Consider the following 22,247-nt stretch of genomic DNA (forward strand, 5'->3'; position numbering starts at 1 on the left):
CCTTTTTTCACCCATTTGTGACATACAGAAAGCTGCGACATAGTAGCCTGTCAAACAGGCGACATTTAGCCGGCGGCTAAATTAAGGGATATCTCATGCGTACAGAATATTGCGGGCAATTGCGTCAGTCCCACGTCGGACAGCAGGTGACCCTGTGTGGTTGGGTCAACCGTCGTCGTGATCTTGGTAGCCTTATTTTTATCGATCTACGCGATCGTGAAGGCATCGTACAGGTGTTCTTCGATCCGGATCGTGCAGATGCGTTGAAGCTGGCTTCCGAACTGCGTAATGAGTTCTGCATCCAGGTTACCGGCACCGTGCGTGCGCGTGACGAAAAAAACATTAACGCAGATATGGCGACTGGCCAAATCGAAGTGCTCGCATCCGATCTGACCATCATCAACCGTTCAGAATCGCTGCCGCTTGACTCCAACCACGTCAACACTGAAGAAGCGCGTCTTAAGTTCCGCTATCTGGACCTGCGTCGCCCGGAAATGGCTCAACGCCTGAAAACCCGCGCTAAGATTTCCAGTCTCGTACGTCGCTTTATGGACGATAACGGTTTCCTTGATATTGAAACCCCGATGCTGACCAAAGCCACACCGGAAGGCGCGCGCGATTACCTGGTTCCCTCGCGCGTTCATAAAGGCAAATTCTACGCACTGCCGCAGTCTCCTCAGCTGTTCAAGCAGTTGCTGATGATGTCTGGCTTCGATCGCTACTATCAAATTGTAAAATGCTTCCGCGACGAAGACCTGCGTGCTGACCGCCAGCCTGAATTTACCCAGATCGATGTTGAAACCTCCTTCATGACCGCGCCACAGGTGCGTGAAATCATGGAAGCGCTGGTTCGCAGCCTGTGGCTGGACGTGAAGGGTGTGGATCTGGGCGATTTCCCGGTCATGACCTTTGCCGAAGCGGAACGTCGTTACGGTTCTGATAAACCGGACCTGCGTAACCCGATGGAGCTGGTTGACGTTGCTGACCTGCTGAAAGCGGTAGAGTTCGCGGTCTTCGCTGGTCCGGCTAACGATGCGAAAGGTCGCGTGGCGGCACTGCGCGTTCCTGGTGGCGCTGCCCTGAGCCGTAAGCAAATTGACGACTACGGCAATTTTGTGAAGATCTACGGCGCGAAAGGTCTGGCTTATATTAAGGTGACTGAGCGTGCGAAAGGCATTGAAGGGATCACCAGCCCAGTGGCTAAATTCCTGAACGCAGAAATCATCGACGCTATTCTTGAGCGCACTGGTGCGCAGGACGGCGACATGATCTTCTTCGGCGCAGACAACAAGAAAGTGGTGGCTGATGCCATGGGCGCACTGCGCCTCAAGCTGGGTAAAGACCTGAGCCTGACCGACGAAGCCAAATGGGCTCCGCTGTGGGTTGTCGACTTCCCCATGTTTGAAGACAACGGTGAAGGCGGCCTGACCGCCATGCACCACCCGTTCACTGCGCCAAAAGACATGAATGCGGCAGAGCTGAAAGCGGGACCAGATGAGGCCGTCGCTAACGCCTACGATATGGTGATCAACGGCTACGAAGTGGGCGGCGGTTCCGTACGTATTCACAGCACTGAAATGCAGCAAACCGTGTTTGGCATTCTGGGTATCAATGAGCAAGAACAGCGCGAGAAGTTTGGCTTCCTGCTGGATGCGCTGAAATACGGTACCCCGCCGCACGCGGGCCTGGCGTTTGGTTTGGATCGTCTGACAATGCTGTTGACCGGTACTGATAACATCCGTGACGTTATTGCCTTCCCGAAAACCACCGCAGCAGCGTGTCTGATGACCGAAGCGCCAAGCTTTGCGAACCCGGCTTCTTTAGCTGAGCTGGGTATCGACGTGGTGAAAAAGGAAGAGAAAAACTGACATGGCCTATAAGCGCCCCGTTTCTGTTCTGGTTGTTATCTTTGCGCAGGACACGAAGCGGGTGCTGATGTTGCAGCGGCGTGATGATCCTGATTTCTGGCAGTCGGTTACCGGCAGCCTGGAAGAGGGTGAAACCGCGCCGCAGGCCGCCGCGCGTGAAGTAAAGGAAGAGGTCCTGATTGATGTTGCCGACGAGCAACTGACCTTGATGAACTGCCAGCGCACGGTGGAGTTTGAAATTTTTAGCCATTTACGCCATCGCTATGCACCGGGAATCGAGCGCAATACGGAATCATGGTTCTGCCTTGCGCTACCCCACGAACGGGACGTCGAGTTCACCGAACATTTGACCTACCGCTGGGTTAATGCAGCCGAAGCCGCTGCGTTAACTAAATCGTGGAGCAACCGGCAGGCGATTGAAGAATTCGTAATTCATGCTGTCTGAACAGACGGTTTATTGGAGATATTTTTATGGCAGGTCATAGTAAGTGGGCCAACACAAAGCACCGTAAAGCGGCACAGGATGCCAAACGCGGTAAAATTTTCACCAAAATCATTCGTGAGCTGGTGACAGCAGCGCGTCTGGGCGGCGGCGATGCGGGTTCTAACCCACGTCTGCGCGCGGCCATCGACAAAGCGCTGGCGAACAACATGACGCGTGACACCCTCAACCGTGCAATTGCGCGTGGCGTAGGTGGTGATGATGACGCGAACATGGAAACCATTATTTATGAAGGTTACGGCCCTGGCGGCACCGCAGTAATGGTGGAATGCCTGTCCGACAACCGTAACCGTACCGTCGCTGAAGTGCGTCATGCCTTCACCAAAACGGGCGGAAACCTGGGCACCGACGGCTCCGTTGCGTATCTTTTCAGCAAGAAAGGGATTATCTCTTTTGATGCCGGTGATGAAGACGCGATCATGGAAGCGGCGCTGGAAGCCGGTGCAGAAGACGTTGTGACCTTCGACGACGGCGCGATTGACGTTTACACCGCGTGGGAAGAGATGGGTGCAGTGCGTGATGCGCTGGAAGCAGCTGGCCTGAAAGCGGATAACGCTGAAGTGTCGATGATTCCGTCTACTAAAGCGGATATGGATGCTGAAACCGCACCGAAACTGCTGCGTCTGATCGATATGCTTGAAGACTGTGACGACGTGCAGGAAGTTTATCACAACGGTGAGATCTCTGATGAGGTGGCGGCTACGCTGTAATGGCGTGGTTTAACCTCATGAAAACCGGAGGCGCGTGATGTCGATTATTCTTGGGATTGACCCCGGCTCACGCATCACCGGATATGGCGTTATCCGCCAGGTAGGCCGTCAGTTGACCTATCTTGGCAGCGGCTGTATTCGCACCAAAGTGGACGATTTACCGTCGCGCCTCAAGTTAATCTACGCGGGCGTGTCGGAAATCATCACCCAGTTTCAGCCGGATTTTTTCGCCATCGAGCAGGTCTTTATGGCGAAAAACGCGGATTCGGCACTGAAGTTGGGCCAGGCGCGCGGAGTTGCCATTGTTGCCGCGGTGAACCAGGACCTGCCGGTGTTTGAATACGCCGCACGTCAGGTGAAGCAAACCGTAGTGGGTACTGGCAGTGCGGAAAAAAGCCAGGTGCAGCACATGGTGCGCACCTTACTTAAGCTCCCGGCGAACCCGCAGGCGGACGCCGCCGATGCGCTGGCGATAGCGATAACCCATTGTCATATCAGCCAAAACGCTATGCAAATGAGTGATTCGCGGCTCAATCTGGCAAGAGGCCGGTTACGATAATCACAAATCAGGCTGGATGTTTATCCAGCCTTTTTTTATGATGGCGGTAAAATACTTAGCCCTAAACGCAGGAGCGTCATGTGATAGGCAGACTCAGAGGCATCATCCTTGAAAAACAACCCCCGTTAGTCCTGCTTGAAGCCGGAGGCGTGGGGTATGAAGTCCTTATGCCGATGACCTGTTTCTATGAGCTTCCGGATGCGGGCAAAGAGACGATTGTTTTCACCCAGTTTGTGGTGCGGGAAGATGCGCAGCTGCTCTACGGGTTTAACAATAAGCAGGAACGTATGCTGTTCCGCGAGCTTATTAAAACTAATGGCGTTGGGCCGAAGCTGGCACTGGCCATTTTATCCGGTATGTCTGCACAACAGTTTGTGAATGCCGTTGAGCGTGAAGATCCCGCCGCGCTGATTAAGCTGCCTGGTATTGGTAAAAAGACCGCCGAACGTCTGATTGTCGAAATGAAAGACCGCTTTAAAGGTTTACATGGCGACCTGTTTACGCCAGCAGCCGATCTGGTCCTGACCTCGCCGAGTGGCCCGGTCAGTGATGATGCTGAGCAAGAAGCGGTTGCTGCGCTGGTGGCACTGGGCTATAAGCCTCAGGAAGCCAGCCGTATGGTGAGTAAAATCGGCAGGCCAGACGCTAACAGTGAAACTCTGATTCGTGAAGCGCTACGCGCTGCATTGTGAGGTAAAGGATGATTGAAGCAGACCGCCTGATATCGGCAGTCAGCAACCCGCCGGAAGATGTGGTGGATCGCGCGATTCGCCCTAAGCTTCTGGAGGAGTACATCGGCCAGCCGCAGGTTCGTTCGCAAATGGAGATCTTTATCCAGGCGGCGAAACTTCGCGGAGAAGCGCTCGATCATCTGCTGATTTTTGGCCCGCCAGGTCTGGGTAAAACCACGCTGGCTAACATCGTTGCCAACGAGATGGGCGTCAACTTGCGTACGACCTCAGGCCCGGTGCTGGAGAAAGCCGGCGATTTGGCGGCAATGCTGACTAACCTTGAGCCTCATGACGTCCTGTTTATTGATGAGATTCACCGTCTGTCGCCTGTGGTCGAAGAAGTGCTCTATCCAGCGATGGAAGACTATCAACTGGATATCATGATTGGCGAAGGCCCGGCGGCGCGCTCTATCAAAATCGACCTCCCGCCCTTTACCCTAATTGGTGCGACAACGCGTGCCGGCTCCTTGACCTCGCCGCTCCGTGACCGTTTCGGTATCGTGCAGCGTCTTGAGTTCTATCAGGTGGCCGATCTGCAGTATATCGTCGGGCGCAGCGCGCGTTTTATGGGGCTGGAGCTCAGCGACGATGGCGCATATGAAGTGGCTAAGCGCTCTCGCGGTACGCCGCGTATTGCAAACCGTCTGCTGCGTCGTGTGCGAGATTTTGCTGAAGTGAAGCACGATGGCACGATTTCGCTGGATGTAGCGGCGCAGGCGCTGGATATGCTTAATGTGGATGCCGAAGGCTTTGACTACATGGACCGCAAACTGCTGCTCGCGATTCTGGATAAGTTCTTTGGTGGCCCGGTGGGGTTAGATAACCTGGCGGCAGCGATTGGTGAAGAGCGCGAAACCATTGAGGATGTGCTGGAGCCGTATCTTATTCAGCAGGGCTTTTTGCAGCGCACCCCCCGTGGACGTATGGCAACAGTACGTGCCTGGAACCACTTCGGTATCACGCCGCCTGCCATGCCTTAAACTGCACAACCCTCTCCCGCAGGAGAGGGTCATCAACCTAACTGGCCGGCTTTTTCATCATACTGAAGATAAACATCACCGCCGCGCACAGCACGACTGACGGACCAGCCGGTGTATCGTAAAACGCCGAGAAGGTTAAGCCGCCCGTTACCGCAAGCATACCAATAATCACCGCAACACCTGCCATCTGCTCGGGCGTTCGGGCAAAACGACGCGCCGTCGCTGCCGGAATAATCAGCAAAGAGGTAATAATTAAGGCACCGACGAATTTCATCGCAACACCAATGGTTAATGCCGTCACCAGCATCAGGAGCAGTTTGACGCGTTGTAGCTTAACGCCATCAACAAAGGCCAAATCTTCGCTGACGGTCATGGCGAGCAGGTTACGCCATTGCCACAGTAAGATGCCCAGTACGATGACCACGCCGATAGCAATGGAGATGAGATCTTCCGGCGTAACGGCCAGCAAGTCGCCAAACAGATAAGCCATCAGGTCAACGCGAACGTTTGACATTAAACTCACGACGACCAGCCCCAGTGACAGCGCGCTGTGCGCCATGATACCAAGCAAGGTATCAATCGCGAGGTGAGGGCGTTTTTCGAGCCACACCAGCCCGGCGGCGAGCATTAACGTCACAGCAATAACGGCATAAAACGGGTTTACATTCAGCAGCAGGCCAAACGCCACCCCTAACAGAGAAGCGTGGGCCAGCGTATCACCGAAGTAAGACATTCTGCGCCAGACCACAAAAGAACCCAGCGGGCCCGCTGCACAGGCGAGCATGACCCCGGCAAACCAACCAGGCAGTAACAATTCAATCATGAGTGTCCATTTCCCCGACGCAGGACAATCCGTCCCTGTAAATCATGGCGATGATTATGGTTGTGGCGATAAATACCAAGCTGTTCAGCCCCGCGAGAGCCAAACATGGAGATAAATTCCGGGTGCATCGACACCACTTCCGGCGTACCGGAACAGCAGATGTGATGATTAAGGCACAGCACTTCATCGGTCTTCGCCATCACCAGATGTAAATCATGCGAAACCATCAGCACGGCGCAATCCAGCTCCCGACGAAGCTGATCGATTAAGTCATAAAGCGCAACTTGCCCGTTAACATCCACACCCTGTGTCGGCTCATCAAGCACCAGTAGCTGAGGCTGACTCAGTAATGCGCGTGCCAGCAATACGCGCTGGGTTTCGCCACCGGATAGTTTTTGCAGCGGCGCATCAACAAGATGACCTGCCTGAACGCGTTTCAGTGCCGGAAGAACATCGTCTTTGCGCGTATGAGGGCGCAGTCGGAGAAAGCGGCTCACGGTGAGTGGCAGCGTCGCGTCGAGATGCAGCTTTTGCGGTACATAGCCAATACGTAGCGCAGTATCGCGCTTGATAACACCTTCATCAGGTGCTACCAGACCGAGAACCACGCGCACCAGCGTTGATTTACCCGCCCCATTAGGGCCGAGCAACGTTAAAATTTTGCCGGGTTTTAGTTCTAGCGACACATCAGAGAGGACGCGGCGCTGACCAAAGGAAACGGAGATATTTTCAAGAGAAACCAAAGTCGTCATGTCAATTTAAGCTTGCAGAAGTTATCGGATGTTATAATATCACATTCCACGCATTCATTACGATAATAAGTTGCATTATGTTACATAAAAATACGCTTCTTTTCGCAGCATTATCCGCTGCCCTTTGGGGCTCGGCAGCACAAGATGTTAACGCTGCCGTTGTCGCTTCGCTTAAACCGCTGGGCTTCATCGCATCAGCAATTGCAGATGGCGTGACGGAAACCGAGGTTTTACTGCCAGACGGTGCTTCTGAGCATGATTATTCTTTGCGTCCATCCGATGTAAAACGCTTACAAAACGCGGACTTAGTTGTCTGGATTGGCCCCGAGATGGAAGCCTTCATGCAGAAGTCGGCAAAACAGATACCTGAGAAAAAGCGGGTCACGATTGCAGAACTCGCCGGTGTGAAACCGCTGCTGATGAAAGGCACCGAGGATGACGACCACGATCAGGGTGATGCACATGCTGACGGCGAAAAAGGTGACGACCATCACCATCACGGCGAGTACAACATGCATCTTTGGCTCTCCCCAGAGATAGCGCGGCTCTCAGCGGTTGCAATCCATAACAAATTAGTGGAACTTATGCCGCAAAGTCGAGCCAAACTAGACGCCAACCTGAAAGATTTTGAGGCACAATTAGCCGCAACCGATAAGCAGGTGGGTAACGAGCTCGCGCCACTGAAAGGAAAAGGGTATTTCGTTTTTCATGACGCCTATGGCTACTATGAAAAACACTACGGTCTGACCCCGCTGGGTCACTTTACTGTTAACCCTGAAATTCAGCCTGGTGCGCAGCGTTTACATGCAATTAGAACACAGTTGGTTGAGCAAAAAGCGACATGCGTTTTTGCTGAGCCACAGTTCAGGCCAGCGGTCGTTGAAGCCGTGGCCAGGGGAACTTCCGTGCGCATGGGAACCCTGGACCCGCTTGGAACCAATATTCAGTTGAGCAAGGCGAGCTATTCGCAGTTTCTCAGCCAATTGGCGAACCAGTATTCAAGCTGCCTGAAAGGAGATTAACGAGGAAGTGAACACGTGCAACAGATAGCCCGCTCTGTCGCCCTGGCATTTAATAATCTGCCTCGACCCCACCGCGTTATGCTGGGGTCCCTTACAGTTCTCACTTTAGCGGTCGCCGTCTGGCGGCCCTATGTGTACCACCCGCATTCAGCCCCTATCGTTAAAACCATCGAGCTGGAGAAGAATGAAATTCGTTCGTTACTGCCTGAAGCCAGTGAGCCTATCGATCAGGCGGCGCAGGAAGACGAAGCGATTCCTCAGGATGAGTTGGACGATAAAACCGCGAATGAAGCGGGTATCCATGAGTATGTTGTTTCTACCGGCGATACGCTAAGCAGCGTTCTGAATCAGTATGGTATCGAGATGGGTGATATCACCCAGCTTGCCGCCTCGGACAAAGAGCTTCGCAACCTGAAAATTGGTCAGCAGCTTTCCTGGACACTCACTAACGATGGCGACCTACAGCGCCTGACCTGGGAAGTTTCTCGTCGTGAAACCCGCACCTACGATCGTGCTGGAAACGGTTTCAAGATGACCAGCGAAATGCAGCAGGGCGACTGGGTGAACAACGTGCTGAAAGGCACAGTTGGCGGAAGCTTTGTCGCCAGCGCCCGTGATGTCGGCCTGACCAGCGGTGAAATCAGTTCGGTTATCAAGGCGATGCAGTGGCAGATGGACTTCCGCAAACTGAAAAAAGGCGATGAATTCTCCATTCTCATGTCCCGGGAAATGCTGGACGGCAAACGTGAACAGAGTCAGCTAATGGGTGTCCGCCTGCGTTCTGAAGGCAAGGATTACTACGCAATCCGTGCCGAAGACGGTAAGTTCTACGATCGCAACGGTACCGGGCTTGCTAAAGGGTTCCTGCGATTCCCGACGGCCAAACAGTTCCGTATTTCATCCAACTTTAACCCGCGTCGTCTGAACCCGGTAACCGGGCGTGTTGCGCCGCATCGTGGAGTTGACTTCGCGATGCCACAAGGTACGCCAGTGCTGTCGGTTGGTGATGGTGAAGTGGTGATGGCAAAACGCAGCGGTGCAGCAGGCTATTATGTGGCCGTGCGCCACGGTCGCACCTATACCACTCGCTATATGCACTTGCGTAAGCTGCTGGTGAAACCGGGTCAGAAAGTGAAACGCGGCGATCGCATTGCGCTTTCCGGCAATACCGGACGCTCCACTGGCCCGCATCTGCACTATGAAGTGTGGATCAACCAGCAGGCCGTCAATCCGTTAACGGCGAAACTGCCGCGTACTGAAGGGCTGACCGGCAAAGATCGCAGTGATTACCTGGCTCAGGTTAAAGAAGTGATGCCGCAGCTGCGCTTCGATTAGTTCTTCGTTTTATAAAGCCGGTACATCAGTGTGCCGGCTTTTTCTTTTGTGCGTTGCAGCCTACCTCGCTACACTAACTCATTATTATTTTGTGCATCACCAGACCCTGGAACCCGCATGGAAACCAAAAAAAACAATATTGAATACCTTCCTGAGTTTGAGAAATCGTTTCGCCATCCGCGCCACTGGGGAGCATGGATGGGTGTTTACGCCTTTGCGGGTGTTGCTTTACTTCCCGCATCAGTACGCGATCCTGTCCTGGGCAAAATAGGTCTTATTGCCGGGCGTCTGGGCAAAAGCGCGCGTCGCCGGGCGCAAATTAATATCCTTTACTGCTTCCCTGAAAAAAGTGAAGCGGAACGTGAGGCGATTATCGATGCGATGTTTACAACCGCACCGCAAGCGATGGCAATGATGGGCGAGCTGGCATTACGCGGCCCTGAAAAAGTCCTCAATCGTATCGACTGGAAAGGGCAGGAGATAATCGAGGAGATGCGTCGCAATGACGAGAAGGTGATTTTTCTCGTGCCGCATGGTTGGGGCGTGGATATTCCGGCCATGCTCATGGCGTCGCAGGGCCAGAAAATGGCGGCGATGTTCCATAATCAGGGCAATAAAATTTTTGATTACGTGTGGAATACCGTTCGTCGTCGTTTTGGTGGCCGGTTGCACGCGCGCAACGACGGCATCAAGCCATTCATTAAATCAATTCGTCAGGGTTACTGGGGTTACTATCTGCCCGATCAGGACCACGGCGCGGAGCACAGTGAGTTCGTCGATTTCTTCGCAACCTACAAAGCAACGCTACCCGCGATTGGTCGTTTGATGAAAGTATGTGACGCACGTGTAGTGCCGCTATTTCCCATTTATGATGGGAAAACGCATCGTCTGACCATCGAAGTACGTCCACCGATGGACGATCTCCTTACCGCTGATGACAACACCATCGCGCGTCGCATGAACGAAGAAGTGGAGATTCTGGTTGGGCCGAATCTGGAACAATATACCTGGATACTTAAACTGCTCAAAACGCGTAAGCCGGGTGAGATAGAGCCGTACAAGCGAAAAGAACTGTTCCCGAAGAAATAAAAAAACCCCGGTAACGGGGTTTTTTAATGCATAACCGAAATTACTCGACGGTCATCACGCGGGTGGTATTAGTGGAGCCAATCATGCTCATTACATCACCCTGGGTCACAATGACGATGTCACCCGAGACCAGATAACCTTTGTCACGCAGGAGGTTAACGGCATCGTTGGCTGCCGCAACGCCATCGTTGGTGCTGTCGAAGTACACTGGCGTTACGCCGCGATACAGCGTAGTCAGGTTCAGCGTACGCTCATGACGAGACATGGCGAAGATAGGCAAGCCGGAGCTGATACGTGAGGTCATCAGCGCAGTACGCCCGGATTCGGTCATGGTGATGATCGCCGTTACGCCTTTCAGATGGTTCGCCGCATACATTGCGGACATGGAAATGGCTTCTTCCACATTATCGAACTGAATGTCCAGACGGTGCTTAGACACGTTGATGCTTGGGATTTTTTCAGCACCCAAACAGACACGCGCCATCGCGGCCACGGTTTCTGCCGGATACTGACCTGCTGCGGTTTCTGCTGACAGCATCACCGCATCGGTACCGTCCAGCACGGCGTTTGCCACGTCCATGACTTCTGCACGGGTTGGCATTGGGTTAGTAATCATCGACTCCATCATCTGGGTCGCGGTGATCACCGAGCGGTTAAGCTGGCGCGCACGACGGATCAGCGCTTTTTGGATGCCGACCAGTTCCGGATCGCCGATTTCAACGCCCAGATCGCCACGAGCAACCATCACCACGTCAGAGGCCAGAATCACGTCATCCATTGCATCCTGGCTACAAACCGCTTCTGCACGTTCGACTTTGGCAACAATTTTTGCATCGCAGCCAGCATCACGCGCCAGACGGCGGGCGTAGTTCAAATCTTCACCGCAACGAGGGAAGGAGACGGCCAGGTAATCGACGCCAATCTGTGCGGCGGTAATAATGTCGGCTTTGTCTTTCTCGGTCAGGGCTTCTGCGGATAAACCACCACCCAGTTTATTGATGCCTTTGTTGTTCGAGAGCGGGCCACCAACGGTCACTTCGGTGAACACTTTCATGCCCTGAACTTCCAGCACTTTGAGCTGTACGCGACCATCATCAAGCAGCAGGATGTCGCCTGGTACTACGTCAGCAGGCAAACCTTTATAGTCGATACCCACTTTCTCTTTATCGCCTTCACCTTTACCCAGGTTAGCGTCGAGGAGGAATTTATCGCCGATGTTAAGGAAAACTTTGCCTTCTTTAAACGTCGATACGCGGATCTTCGGACCTTGCAGGTCACCCAGGATGGCGACGTGACGTCCCAATTTTGCCGCGATCTCGCGGACCTTATCTGCACGTAATTTGTGATCTTCTGGGGTTCCGTGAGAGAAGTTCATGCGTACCACGTTGGCACCTGCTGCGATAATTTTCTCAAGGTTATTATCGCGATCTGTAGCCGGGCCTAAGGTAGTAACGATCTTGGTTCTGCGAAGCCTTCTGGACATGTAATACTCCGTTGACTGATACAACTTTGGTGTTGCGTGAACATTGATTCGGTGCTGTGTAGAAACTTACCGAATACCGAAAAAAGTAACAACCTTGTTATAAAAAATTAGGGTGCATCGCCCTTAAAGAGCAGTTCTTTATCAAAACGCGATTCCTTGAGCGCTTCTTTGACCCGCTTCAAGTTATCTCTGAATTTTGCCCCGCGACGGAGGGTAAAGCCGGTTGCCAACACGTCAATGACCGTTAATTGCGCAATTCGCGACACCATTGGCATATACATGTCGGTATCTTCCGGCACATCAAGCGTGATGGCCAGGGTCGCCTCGCGTGCCAGCGGCGTATCTGCGGTGGTGAGTGCGATAACCATGGCATCGTTCTCACGCGCCAGCTGTGCCAGCTCCACCAGGCTTTTCGTGCGTCCCGTATGAGAGATAAGCACAACCACATCGTCCTCGTTACAATTCATACAGCTCATGCGTTGTAACACAATGTCATCGGAATAGATGACGGGAACGTTAAAACGGAAAAATTTATTCATCGCGTCATGGGCTACGGCCGCCGAGGACCCAAGACCGAAAAAGGCGATCTTTTTTGCCTGCGTGAGTAAATCCACGGCGCGGTTCACCGCGGCTTTGTCCAGCGACTGACGAACGTGGTCGAGGGTCGCCATCGCCGATTCAAAGATTTTTCCGGTGTAGGCTTCTACGCTGTCATCTTCGTCAACATTGCGATTTACATAGGGCGTGCCGTTTGCCAGGCTTTGCGCGAGATGAAGTTTGAAATCGGGGAATCCCCGGGTCTCAAGGCTACGGCAGAATCGGTTAACGGTGGGTTCACTGACGCCCGACACTTGCGCGAGCGTCGCGATGCTTGAATGAATAGCCTGAGCAGGGGAAGCGAGAATTACTTCAGCCACTTTTCGCTCGGATTTGCTAAGGTGTTCCAGTTGAAACTGGATTTTTTCCAGCATGTTCATGATGACAAGGCGCTCATGGGTGGAAGCGATTTCACAAATTGATGAAATCGTGATTCGAATTAGCAAGAATATACCCCTGCGACTTCCCTAAAGGGTAATCAACGGCACGAAATGTTGTTGTTTTTTTTCATTACTTGATCGCTGTCGGGTTTTGACAACGGCCGGGCAGAGCAAAGTTTCAACGGTTTCATCGTGATAGCCGTTACAGAAGCGTGTAATAAGCGAAAAATCGCGGTATCGCACGCGAGGCTAAGCGCTAATGGTTTCGGGAATGACGTAAAAGCAGTACAGTGCATTGTAATAAAATTACAACGATATCCGGGCATAAGCACCAGGACATCCAACTGAGGAGAATGACATGGCGGTAACGCAAACAGCCCAGGCATGTGACCTGGTCATTTTCGGCGCGAAAGGCGATCTTGCACGCCGAAAATTGCTGCCTTCCCTGTACCAACTGGAAAAAGCAGGCCAGCTTCATCCGGATACGCGTATCCTGGGCGTAGGCCGCGCTGACTGGGATAAAGACGCTTACACCAAAGTCGTACGCGAAGCGATCGAGACTTTCATGAAAGAGAAAATCGATGAAAGCCTGTGGGATGCGCTAAGTGGACGTCTTGATTTCTGCAACCTGGACGTGAACGACGTTAGCGCCTTCAATCGCCTGGGTGAAATGCTGGACCAGAAAGAACGCGTCACAATTAACTATTTCGCCATGCCGCCAAGCACCTTTGGTGCCATTTGCAAAGGTCTGGGTGAAGCGAAGTTAAACGCTAAACCGGCACGCGTCGTTATGGAAAAGCCGCTGGGTACCTCTCTTGCCACCTCCCGTGAAATCAACGACCAGGTGGGTGAGTATTTTGAAGAGTGCCAGGTTTACCGTATCGACCATTATCTGGGTAAAGAAACGGTACTGAACCTGCTGGCCCTGCGTTTTGCCAACTCGCTGTTCGCAAACAACTGGGACAACCGCACTATCGATCACGTGGAAATTACCGTGGCCGAGGAAGTAGGCATTGAAGGGCGCTGGGGTTACTTCGATCAGGCCGGGCAGATGCGCGACATGATCCAGAACCACCTGTTGCAAATCCTTTGCATGATCGCCATGTCTCCACCGTCCGATCTCTCTGCTGATAACATCCGCGATGAGAAAGTGAAAGTATTGAAGTCGCTGCGCCGTATCGATCGCTCGAACGTGCGTGAGAAGACCGTGCGTGGGCAGTACACTGCCGGTTTCGCTCAGGGTAAAAAAGTTCCTGGCTATCTGGAAGAAGAGGGCGCGAACAAGTCCAGCAACACTGAGACCTTCGTCGCTATTCGCGTGGATATCGACAACTGGCGTTGGGCGGGTGTTCCATTCTATCTGCGCACCGGTAAGCGTTTGCCGACCAAGTGTTCAGAAGTGGTGGTTTACTTCAAAAACCCAGAGCTGAACCTGTTTAAAGAGTCCTGGCAGGAACTTCCGCAGAACAAACTGACCATTCGTTTGCAGCCTGATGAAGGTGTGGATATTCAGGTTCTGAACAAAGTGCCTGGTCTCGATCATAAGCACAACTTGCAGACCACGAAGCTGGATCTGAGCTACTCAGAAACCTTCAACGAAACGCACCTTGCCGATGCTTACGAGCGTCTGCTACTCGAAACAATGCGCGGAATTCAGGCGCTCTTCGTTCGTCGTGATGAAGTAGAAGAGGCATGGAAATGGGTCGACTCCATCACCGAAGCCTGGGCTGCCGATCAGGATGCGCCAAAACCGTATCAGGCAGGGACCTGGGGACCCGTGGCATCCGTAGCGATGATCACCCGTGATGGCCGCTCCTGGAACGAGTTCGAGTAATAAATCCGGTTAATCCTAAGGGGTTATTTTACCGGTAACATGATCTAACACAGATTGTGGCATAATTTTTAATCATTTAAGCTCCGTGTGGATTCACCCACGGAGCTTTTTTTATTACACTGGCCTCAGTGATTTTGCCCCTGAGCTCCGGACTGCAAGCGTTTCAGCCTTGTTAATACATGCGCATCACCTTGTAAACCCCCGAGCACGGACAGATAAATTTGAGGAGCTTTTATGAATTCAGTAATGTTACGGGTAACGCAGCGCATTATCGAACGCTCGGAAAAGACACGTTCTGCATACCTCGCCCGTATCCAACAGGCCAAAACCGACACGGTACATCGTTCCCAGCTGGCCTGCGGTAATCTTGCTCATGGCTTTGCGGCCTGTCAGCCGGACGATAAAGCTTCGTTGAAAAGCATGTTGCGTAACAATATTGCGATCATCACCTCCTATAACGACATGCTCTCCGCGCACCAGCCTTATGAACACTATCCAGAAATCATCCGTAAAGCCCTGCACAGCGCCAATGCAGTCGGGCAGGTTGCGGGCGGCGTTCCGGCGATGTGTGATGGTGTGACGCAGGGACAGGACGGCATGGAGCTGTCTTTGCTCAGTCGCGAAGTGATCGCCATGTCTGCCGCAGTTGGCCTGTCTCATAATATGTTTGATGGCGCGCTATATCTGGGCGTCTGCGACAAGATTGTCCCGGGCCTGGCGATGGCGGCGCTGTCCTTTGGCCACTTACCTGCTATTTTTGTGCCGTCAGGCCCGATGGCGAGCGGGTTACCAAATAAAGAAAAAGTGCGTATTCGCCAACTTTATGCCGAAGGAAAAGCCGATCGTATTGCCTTACTTGAGGCCGAAGCGGCTTCTTATCATGCGCCGGGCACCTGTACATTTTACGGCACCGCCAACACCAATCAGATGGTGGTTGAATTTATGGGCATGCAGTTGCCGGGCTCATCCTTCATTCAGCCGGATGCTCCACTGCGTCAGGCACTGACCGAAGCCGCAGCGCGTCAGGTGACACGTCTTACCGGCAACGGGAACGAGTGGATGCCGCTGGGCAAAATGGTTGATGAAAAAGTCATCGTGAATGGTATTGTCGCGTTGCTGGCAACCGGCGGTTCAACCAACCACACCATGCATCTGGTGGCAATGGCTCGCGCGGCCGGCATCCTGATTAACTGGGATGACTTCTCTGACCTGTCTGACGTGGTACCGCTGATGGCTCGCCTCTATCCGAACGGCCCGGCAGATATCAACCACTTCCAGGCGGCGGGCGGCGTACCGGTCCTCATTCGTGAGCTGCTGAAAGGCGGCCTGCTGCACGAAGACGTTAACACCGTTGCAGGCTTTGGCTTACAGCGTTACACCATGGAACCGTGGCTGAACAATGGCGAACTCGACTGGCGTGAAGGCGCGCAGGCGCCTCTGGATGAACAGGTCGTCGCGACGTTTGAAAAACCGTTTTCTCGTCACGGTGGCACCAAAGTGCTGAGCGGTAACCTGGGTCGCGCGGTCATGAAAACCTCTGCCGTACCGGTTGAGAATCAGGTCGTTGAAGCGCCCGCGATTATCTTTGAGAGCCAGCATGACGTCTTACCTGCTTTTGAAGCCGGACTTCTGAATAAAGATTGCGTGATTGTGGTGCGTCATCAAGGGCCAAAAGCGAACGGTATGCCAGAATTACATAAACTTATGCCACCACTTGGTGTATTATTGGACCGCTGTTTCAAAATTGCGTTGGTCACCGATGGACGTCTCTCTGGTGCATCAGGTAAAGTGCCTTCAGCGATTCACGTCACTCCCGAAGCCTACGATGGTGGGTTGCTGGCAAAAGTACGCGATGGCGACATCATTCGTGTTAATGGCCAGACAGGTGAACTGACCCTGCTGGTGGATGACGCCGTACTTGAAGCCCGTAAGCCGCATATTCCTGACCTCAGCGCGTCGCGTGTGGGAACAGGACGCGAAATGTTCAGCGCGCTGCGTGAGAAACTCTCCGGTGCTGAGCAGGGCGCAACCTGTATAACGTTTTAAGACGACAAGATTTATCGATCTGGCGAGAGAAAAACTCTGATGAAAAACTGGAAAACAAGTGCAGAAGCAATCCTGACAACTGGTCCTGTAGTACCGGTTATCGTGGTGAATAAACTGGAGCACGCTGTCCCGATGGCGAAAGCGCTGGTTGCAGGTGGTGTTCGTGTTCTGGAAGTCACGCTGCGTACCGCGTGTGCAATGGATGCTATCCGCGCGATTGCAAAAGAAGTCCCTGAGGCCATTATCGGTGCGGGTACCGTGCTGAATCCACAGCAGCTGGCAGAAGTCACCGAAGCGGGCGCGCAGTTTGCGATTAGCCCAGGCTTGACTGAGCCACTGTTGAAAGCGGCAACCGAAGGTACCATTCCGTTAATCCCTGGTATCAGCACCGTGTCTGAACTGATGCTGGGCATGGATTACGGATTGAAAGAGTTTAAATTCTTCCCGGCTGAAGCTAACGGCGGCACCAAAGCGCTGCAGGCAATTGCAGGCCCGTTCTCTCAGGTGCGTTTCTGCCCGACTGGCGGCATCTCTCCGGCGAACTACCGTGATTACCTGGCGCTGAAAAGCGTTCTCTGTATCGGCGGCTCCTGGCTGGTTCCGGCGGATGCGCTGGAAACGGGCGACTGGGATCGCATCACTCAGCTGGCGCGTGAAGCAGTCGAAGGCGCTAAGCAGTAAAGCACAGATAAACGGGCCAAACGGCCCGTTTTTTTATCCCTCGACCTTCACACTTGCGGCAGCCTTTTTCGCCCGCGCAACGGCCTCTTCTACATCATCCGCCACGGCTAACGCCACACCCAAACGGCGCGTTCCGTCAATCTCCGGTTTACCAAACAATCGCACCTGCAGGCCGGCACCCACGGCGGCATCAATGTTATCAAACGTCACGTTCTGGCTGGTCAGCTGCGGCAGGATCACAGCGGATGCGGCAGGGCCATACTGACGAATTCCGCCAATTGGCAGACCAAGGAAAGCACGAACGTGCAGGGCAAACTCTGAGAGATCTTGTGAAATCAACGTCACCATACCGGTATCGTGTGGGCGAGGAGAGACTTCACTGAAGATCACGTCGTCACCGCAGACAAACAGCTCAACGCCGAACAAACCATATCCGCCCAGCGCGACGACGACGTGACGGGCGATGTCCTGCGCGCGCTCAAGTGCCAGGGCGCTCATCCGTTGAGGTTGCCATGATTCGCGGTAATCGCCATCTTCCTGGCGATGACCAATGGGGTCGCAGAAATGCACGCCGTCGACGGCATTGACAGTGAGCAGGGTTATCTCAAAATCAAATTTCACCACGCCTTCGACAATCACGCGTCCAGCGCCCGCTCGTCCGCCTTGCTGGGCGTAATCCCACGCTTTATCCAGCGTCTCTTCGCTACGGATAAAGCTTTGCCCTTTACCGGAGGAGCTCATGACCGGCTTAATGATGCACGGGTAGCCAATCTCATTTACGGCCTGGACGAACTCGGTCTTAACGCCAGCAAAACGGTAGCTTGAGGTTGGGATCGCTAACGTTTCTGCTGCCAGGCGACGAATGCCCTCGCGATTCATGGTGAGTTTGGCCGCCTGGGCGCAAGGCACGACGCGCTGGCCGTCTGCTTCCAGTGCTATCAACGTTTCGGTAGCAATCGCTTCGATTTCAGGTACGACAAAGTCAGGTTTTTCTTTTTCAATAAGCGCGCGTAAGGCATCGCCATCCAGCATATTAATGACGTATGCGCGGTGTGCAACGTGCATGGCGGGTGCATCGGCATAACGATCGACGGCGATGACCTCAACACCCAGGCGCTGGCACTCAATGGCGACTTCTTTTCCCAGCTCTCCTGAGCCTAACAGCATTACGCGCGTCGCGGCTGGACGCAGTGCGGTTCCTAAACGAGTCATAAATATCCCCCTGAAAAAGTTGCGCGCAGTATAAACGAAAACGTTTGCGTCTGTCTTGCCTCGACGAGGATTAAGCGCGGCTGCGTGGCTGCGACATTTTCGCATCTTTAGTGCAGGCAGACATTTCCTGACATCAACTCGCTTACGCTGTGAAGATTACCAACCGTTAAATGGGGAAAATCATGTCAGGCTGGTTAAATCAATTGCAATCAATGTTGGGTCAAAAGGTATCGTCGTCCGGTCAGCAAGGGCTGAGCAAGCTGCTCGTACCCGGCGCACTCGGGGGGTTGGCGGGCTTACTGGTTGCCAATAAATCATCGCGTAAACTGCTGGCAAAATACGGCACGGGTGCGCTGCTGGCAGGTGGCGGTGCGGTGGCCGGAACGGTGCTGTGGAATAAGTACAAGGAACGGGTGCGAACGGCGCATCAGGCGGAACCGGAGTATGGGCAGCATACCTCACCGATAGATGTGCGTACCGAGCGACTCATTCTTGCGCTGGTGTTTGCCGCAAAAAGTGACGGACATATTGATGCTCAGGAACGCTCTGCCATCGAACAGCAGATGCGAGAGGCGGGCGTCGAGGAGCAGGGGAGAGTGCTGGTAGCGCAGGCCATTGAGCAGCCTTTGGATCCGATTCGTCTGGCGCAAAGTGTTAAAAATGAAGAGGAAGCGCTGGAGCTTTACTTCCTGAGCTGTGCGGCCATCGATGTCGATCATTTTATGGAGCGCAGTTACCTTAATGCGCTGGGAGATGCACTGAATATTCCTAAGGATGTCCGTGAAGGGATTGAGCAGGATATTAAGCAACAGAAACAGGCATTACCGGGATAATTCTCGCCTTCGCTTGTCACGTTTCGCTTGCATCATGCGTGCGATTTGCCACCCTTATAGGGTGTAAAACGCAAAAGAAAAACTGACATGCTGCCAAAAGCCCGATCTGTTCCCAAAGCGATCACCACCCATGGTGATACGCGCATCGATAATTATTACTGGCTGCGGGACGACTCGCGTTCGCAGCCAGAGGTCCTCGACTATCTGCATCAGGAGAATGACTATGGCCGAAAGGTTATGTCCTCTCAGCAGGTGCTACAGGACAGCCTGCTCGCTGAGATGGTCGCGCGCGTTCCCCAGCATGATATCTCTGCGCCGTGGACCCGGAACGGCTACCGCTACCGGCACATCTACGAACCGGGCAATGAATACGCCATTTACCAGCGACAGTCGGTGCTTAACGCCGAGTGGGACGACTGGGAGATCCTGCTGGATGCCAATCAACGCGCCTCGCACAGTGAGTTTTATACCCTTGGCGGGATGTCGGTATCCCCAGACAATACCATTATGGCGCTGGCCGAAGATTATCTTTCCCGACGCCAGTATGGGTTGCGATTCCGCAATCTTGAGACGGGAAACTGGTATCCGGAAATGCTGGATAACGTCGCGTCCGGTTTTGTCTGGGCGAACGATTCTGAAACCGTTTACTACGTTAAAAAACATGCGTCTACGCTTTTGCCCTACCAGGTATGGCGGCATACGGTTGGCACCGCCTCATGTGATGATGAGCTGGTCTACGAAGAAAAAGATGAAATGTTTTACGTCAGCTTGCACAAAACCACGTCGCGACACTACGTGATCATTTCACTTGCCAGCGCCACCACGACGGAAGTACTGCTGCTCGATGCCGAATTACCCGATGCGCAACCGCTCTGTTTTTTGCCGCGGCGTAAAGATCATGAATACAGTCTCGATCATTTCCAGCACGCCTTTTACCTGCGCTCCAATCGCGAAGGCAAAAACTTTGGTCTCTATAAAACAAAAGTCCGCGACGAGCGTAAGTGGGAAGTGTTAATTCCGGCGCGCGAGCATGTGATGCTTGAAGGTTTCACGCTCTTCACCGACTGGCTGGTTGTCGAAGAGCGTCAGCGTGGGTTGACCAGCATCAGACAAATCAATCGTAAAAGCCGCGAATCAATCGGGATTGCTTTTGACGATCCGGCCTACGTCACCTGGATTGGCTATAATCCCGAACCAGAATCTTCGCGTCTGCGATATGGCTATTCGTCAATGACCACGCCCGATACGCTGTTTGAACTTGATATGGACACCGGGCAACGGCGCGTCATTAAACAGGCTGAGGTGACGGGTTTTGACGCCAGCCTGTACCGTAGCGAACACCTTTGGGTGATTGCACGTGATGGCGTTGAAGTCCCCGTTTCGCTGGTTTATCACAAAGATCATTTCCGCAAAGGTAAAAATCCGCTGCTGGTGTACGGCTACGGTTCGTATGGATCGAGCATGGATGCGGATTTCAGCGGCAGTCGACTGAGCTTGCTCGACAGAGGATTTGTCTTTGCCATTGCCCATATCCGTGGCGGGGGAGAACTTGGTCAGCACTGGTATGAAGACGGTAAATTCCTGAACAAGAAAAATACCTTTAACGATTATCTCGACGTCTGCGACGCACTAATTGCACAAGGATACGGCGATCCTGAGCGATGTTTTGGGATGGGCGGCAGTGCGGGCGGGATGCTAATGGGCACCGTCATCAACCATCGACCGGAGCTATTTAAAGGCATTGTTGCGCAGGTGCCCTTCGTTGATGTCGTCACCACGATGCTGGATGAATCTATCCCCCTGACGACAGGTGAGTTTGAAGAATGGGGGAATCCGCAGGATGAAACCTATTATCGCTATATGAAGGAGTACAGCCCTTACGATAACGTCGAGGCAAAAGCCTATCCGCACATGCTGGTGACGACGGGGCTGCATGACTCCCAGGTACAATACTGGGAACCGGCAAAGTGGGTGGCGAAGCTACGCGAGCTGAAAACAGATGATAATTTGCTGCTGCTCTGCACCGATATGGACTCGGGACATGGCGGGAAGTCAGGACGATTTAAATCTTATGAAGGCGTCTCGCTGGAATACGCATTTTTGATTGGCCTGGCGCAAGACTCGTTGCCAGGCCAGACGGCTCGTTAAGCTTCATTCAGGTAATGGCGGAGCGTTAAACGCAGTTCCGGGCTCATTTTATCGAGGTTGTTGTATAACCAGCGTAAATAACCAGGGTCGCGTTCTGCCACTTCAGAAACCGCTTTACCGCGATACTTGCCGAAGGTAAAGGTCGTCATCAACGCAGGGCGGCCAGTGATGGTCGCCATATCATCCGGCGTCCATCCTGAGTTATTCATTATATCGATCAGCAACGCTGCCGTGATATAGCAATCATACAGTGCGCGGTGATGATGCAGCCCTTCTGGCGTCTTCACATTGAGCTTGCGTGATTTGTATAGCGCCATATTGCTGTACTTAATGCCTGGCCATAAGCGACGCGCCAGTTTCATGGTACAAATCCATTCGCCGGGCATTTCTGGCAGGACGCGACGATCGAAGCTGGCGTTATGCGCGACGTACCACGTGCTCCCGTAGTAGTTTGGGATAACCTCTTCAATCCACGGCTTATCCACTACCATTGATTCTGTGATGCGGTGAATGGCCATCGCCTGTGGGCTAATAGGGCGGTCGGGGCGCACCAGATGACTCATGGGATTGACAATCTTTCCGTCGACGACATCAACGGACGCCACCTCGACAATCCCACCCTGAAGGTCGCAGGTTTCGGTATCAATAACACGCAGCATGGC

20 protein-coding genes are annotated in these 22,247 nt (G+C 53.3%); 14 read left to right on the forward strand and 6 right to left on the reverse strand.

Annotation, left to right across the window (positions count from 1 at the left end):
• Positions 1-95: 95 nt before the first annotated feature.
• The 6 genes from aspS to ruvB all read left to right on the forward strand — a co-directional run bounded on the left by aspS (position 96) and on the right by ruvB (position 5,350).
• Positions 96-1,868: an aspartate--tRNA ligase gene (gene aspS / locus AC6EMZ_RS09350; protein WP_498402155.1), complete on the forward strand. Its 1,773-nt coding sequence runs from the start codon at positions 96-98 to the stop codon at positions 1,866-1,868.
• A gap of 1 nt (position 1,869) precedes the next feature.
• Positions 1,870-2,313, forward strand: coding sequence for a dihydroneopterin triphosphate diphosphatase (gene nudB, locus AC6EMZ_RS09355; protein ID WP_498402156.1), 444 nt, complete (start codon positions 1,870-1,872; stop codon positions 2,311-2,313).
• Between the two features lie 26 nt (positions 2,314-2,339).
• Positions 2,340-3,080, forward strand: coding sequence for a YebC/PmpR family DNA-binding transcriptional regulator (locus AC6EMZ_RS09360; protein ID WP_498402157.1), 741 nt, complete (start codon positions 2,340-2,342; stop codon positions 3,078-3,080).
• Positions 3,081-3,117: 37 nt separating this feature from the next.
• Positions 3,118-3,639, forward strand: coding sequence for a crossover junction endodeoxyribonuclease RuvC (ruvC, locus tag AC6EMZ_RS09365; protein WP_498402158.1), 522 nt, complete (start codon positions 3,118-3,120; stop codon positions 3,637-3,639).
• Positions 3,640-3,719: 80 nt separating this feature from the next.
• Entirely contained in the window at positions 3,720-4,331 is a 612-nt protein-coding gene (gene ruvA / locus AC6EMZ_RS09370) for a Holliday junction branch migration protein RuvA (RefSeq protein WP_498402159.1), read from the forward strand.
• An 8-nt stretch (positions 4,332-4,339) separates the two neighbouring features.
• The gene (ruvB, locus tag AC6EMZ_RS09375; RefSeq protein WP_498402160.1) at positions 4,340-5,350 is read left to right on the forward strand and encodes a Holliday junction branch migration DNA helicase RuvB; all 1,011 of its coding nucleotides are present in this window, start codon (positions 4,340-4,342) and stop codon (positions 5,348-5,350) included.
• A 37-nt stretch (positions 5,351-5,387) separates the two neighbouring features.
• Here the strand turns inward: ruvB and znuB are convergent, their stop codons facing one another.
• Positions 5,388-6,173 carry a zinc ABC transporter permease subunit ZnuB gene (gene znuB, locus AC6EMZ_RS09380; protein ID WP_498402161.1) on the reverse strand — a complete coding sequence of 262 codons (786 nt, stop codon included), beginning with the start codon at positions 6,171-6,173 and terminating at the stop codon, positions 5,388-5,390.
• Positions 6,170-6,925 carry a zinc ABC transporter ATP-binding protein ZnuC gene (gene znuC, locus AC6EMZ_RS09385; RefSeq protein WP_498402162.1) on the reverse strand — a complete coding sequence of 252 codons (756 nt, stop codon included), beginning with the start codon at positions 6,923-6,925 and terminating at the stop codon, positions 6,170-6,172. The genes znuB and znuC overlap by 4 nt, the downstream gene beginning before the upstream one ends.
• A 77-nt stretch (positions 6,926-7,002) precedes the next feature.
• Between znuC and znuA the strand changes: the two genes are divergently transcribed.
• The 3 genes from znuA (at position 7,003) to lpxM (ending at position 10,371) form a co-directional block, all read left to right on the forward strand.
• The gene (znuA, locus tag AC6EMZ_RS09390) at positions 7,003-7,947 is read left to right on the forward strand and encodes a zinc ABC transporter substrate-binding protein ZnuA (RefSeq protein WP_498402163.1); all 945 of its coding nucleotides are present in this window, start codon (positions 7,003-7,005) and stop codon (positions 7,945-7,947) included.
• 15 nt (positions 7,948-7,962) lie between these two features.
• Positions 7,963-9,282: a murein DD-endopeptidase MepM gene (gene mepM / locus AC6EMZ_RS09395; protein WP_498402164.1), complete on the forward strand. Its 1,320-nt coding sequence runs from the start codon at positions 7,963-7,965 to the stop codon at positions 9,280-9,282.
• Between the two features lie 117 nt (positions 9,283-9,399).
• Positions 9,400-10,371 carry a lauroyl-Kdo(2)-lipid IV(A) myristoyltransferase gene (lpxM, locus tag AC6EMZ_RS09400; protein ID WP_498402165.1) on the forward strand — a complete coding sequence of 324 codons (972 nt, stop codon included), beginning with the start codon at positions 9,400-9,402 and terminating at the stop codon, positions 10,369-10,371.
• Positions 10,372-10,411: 40 nt separating this feature from the next.
• Here the strand turns inward: lpxM and pyk are convergent, their stop codons facing one another.
• On the reverse strand, positions 10,412-11,854 hold the full coding sequence (pyk, locus tag AC6EMZ_RS09405) for a pyruvate kinase (RefSeq protein ID WP_498402166.1): 1,443 nt from the start codon (positions 11,852-11,854) through the stop codon (positions 10,412-10,414).
• A gap of 107 nt (positions 11,855-11,961) precedes the next feature.
• Entirely contained in the window at positions 11,962-12,831 is an 870-nt protein-coding gene (locus AC6EMZ_RS09410) for a MurR/RpiR family transcriptional regulator (protein WP_498402317.1), read from the reverse strand.
• Between the two features lie 358 nt (positions 12,832-13,189).
• Between AC6EMZ_RS09410 and zwf the strand changes: the two genes are divergently transcribed.
• From zwf to kdgA, 3 genes are all read left to right on the forward strand, one after another.
• Positions 13,190-14,665, forward strand: coding sequence for a glucose-6-phosphate dehydrogenase (gene zwf, locus AC6EMZ_RS09415; RefSeq protein ID WP_498402167.1), 1,476 nt, complete (start codon positions 13,190-13,192; stop codon positions 14,663-14,665).
• 234 nt (positions 14,666-14,899) lie between these two features.
• A complete protein-coding gene (gene edd / locus AC6EMZ_RS09420) occupies positions 14,900-16,711 on the forward strand; it encodes a phosphogluconate dehydratase (protein WP_498402168.1) in 1,812 nt (603 codons plus the stop codon).
• A gap of 39 nt (positions 16,712-16,750) precedes the next feature.
• Positions 16,751-17,392, forward strand: coding sequence for a bifunctional 4-hydroxy-2-oxoglutarate aldolase/2-dehydro-3-deoxy-phosphogluconate aldolase (kdgA, locus tag AC6EMZ_RS09425; protein ID WP_498402169.1), 642 nt, complete (start codon positions 16,751-16,753; stop codon positions 17,390-17,392).
• Positions 17,393-17,425: 33 nt separating this feature from the next.
• On the opposite strand, the gene purT is transcribed toward kdgA, so the two are convergent.
• A complete protein-coding gene (purT, locus tag AC6EMZ_RS09430) occupies positions 17,426-18,604 on the reverse strand; it encodes a formate-dependent phosphoribosylglycinamide formyltransferase (protein ID WP_498402170.1) in 1,179 nt (392 codons plus the stop codon).
• A 182-nt stretch (positions 18,605-18,786) separates the two neighbouring features.
• Here purT and AC6EMZ_RS09435 point away from each other — a divergent pair, with 182 nt between their 5' ends.
• Positions 18,787-19,437 carry a tellurite resistance TerB family protein gene (locus AC6EMZ_RS09435; protein ID WP_498402171.1) on the forward strand — a complete coding sequence of 217 codons (651 nt, stop codon included), beginning with the start codon at positions 18,787-18,789 and terminating at the stop codon, positions 19,435-19,437.
• A gap of 87 nt (positions 19,438-19,524) precedes the next feature.
• Entirely contained in the window at positions 19,525-21,585 is a 2,061-nt protein-coding gene (ptrB, locus tag AC6EMZ_RS09440; protein ID WP_498402172.1) for an oligopeptidase B, read from the forward strand.
• Here the strand turns inward: ptrB and exoX are convergent.
• The gene (gene exoX / locus AC6EMZ_RS09445; protein WP_498402173.1) at positions 21,582-22,244 is read right to left on the reverse strand and encodes an exodeoxyribonuclease X; all 663 of its coding nucleotides are present in this window, start codon (positions 22,242-22,244) and stop codon (positions 21,582-21,584) included. The genes ptrB and exoX overlap by 4 nt on opposite strands.
• Positions 22,245-22,247 lie beyond the last annotated feature (3 nt).

This window comes from Enterobacter sp. SCRI0065, assembly GCF_059766475.1.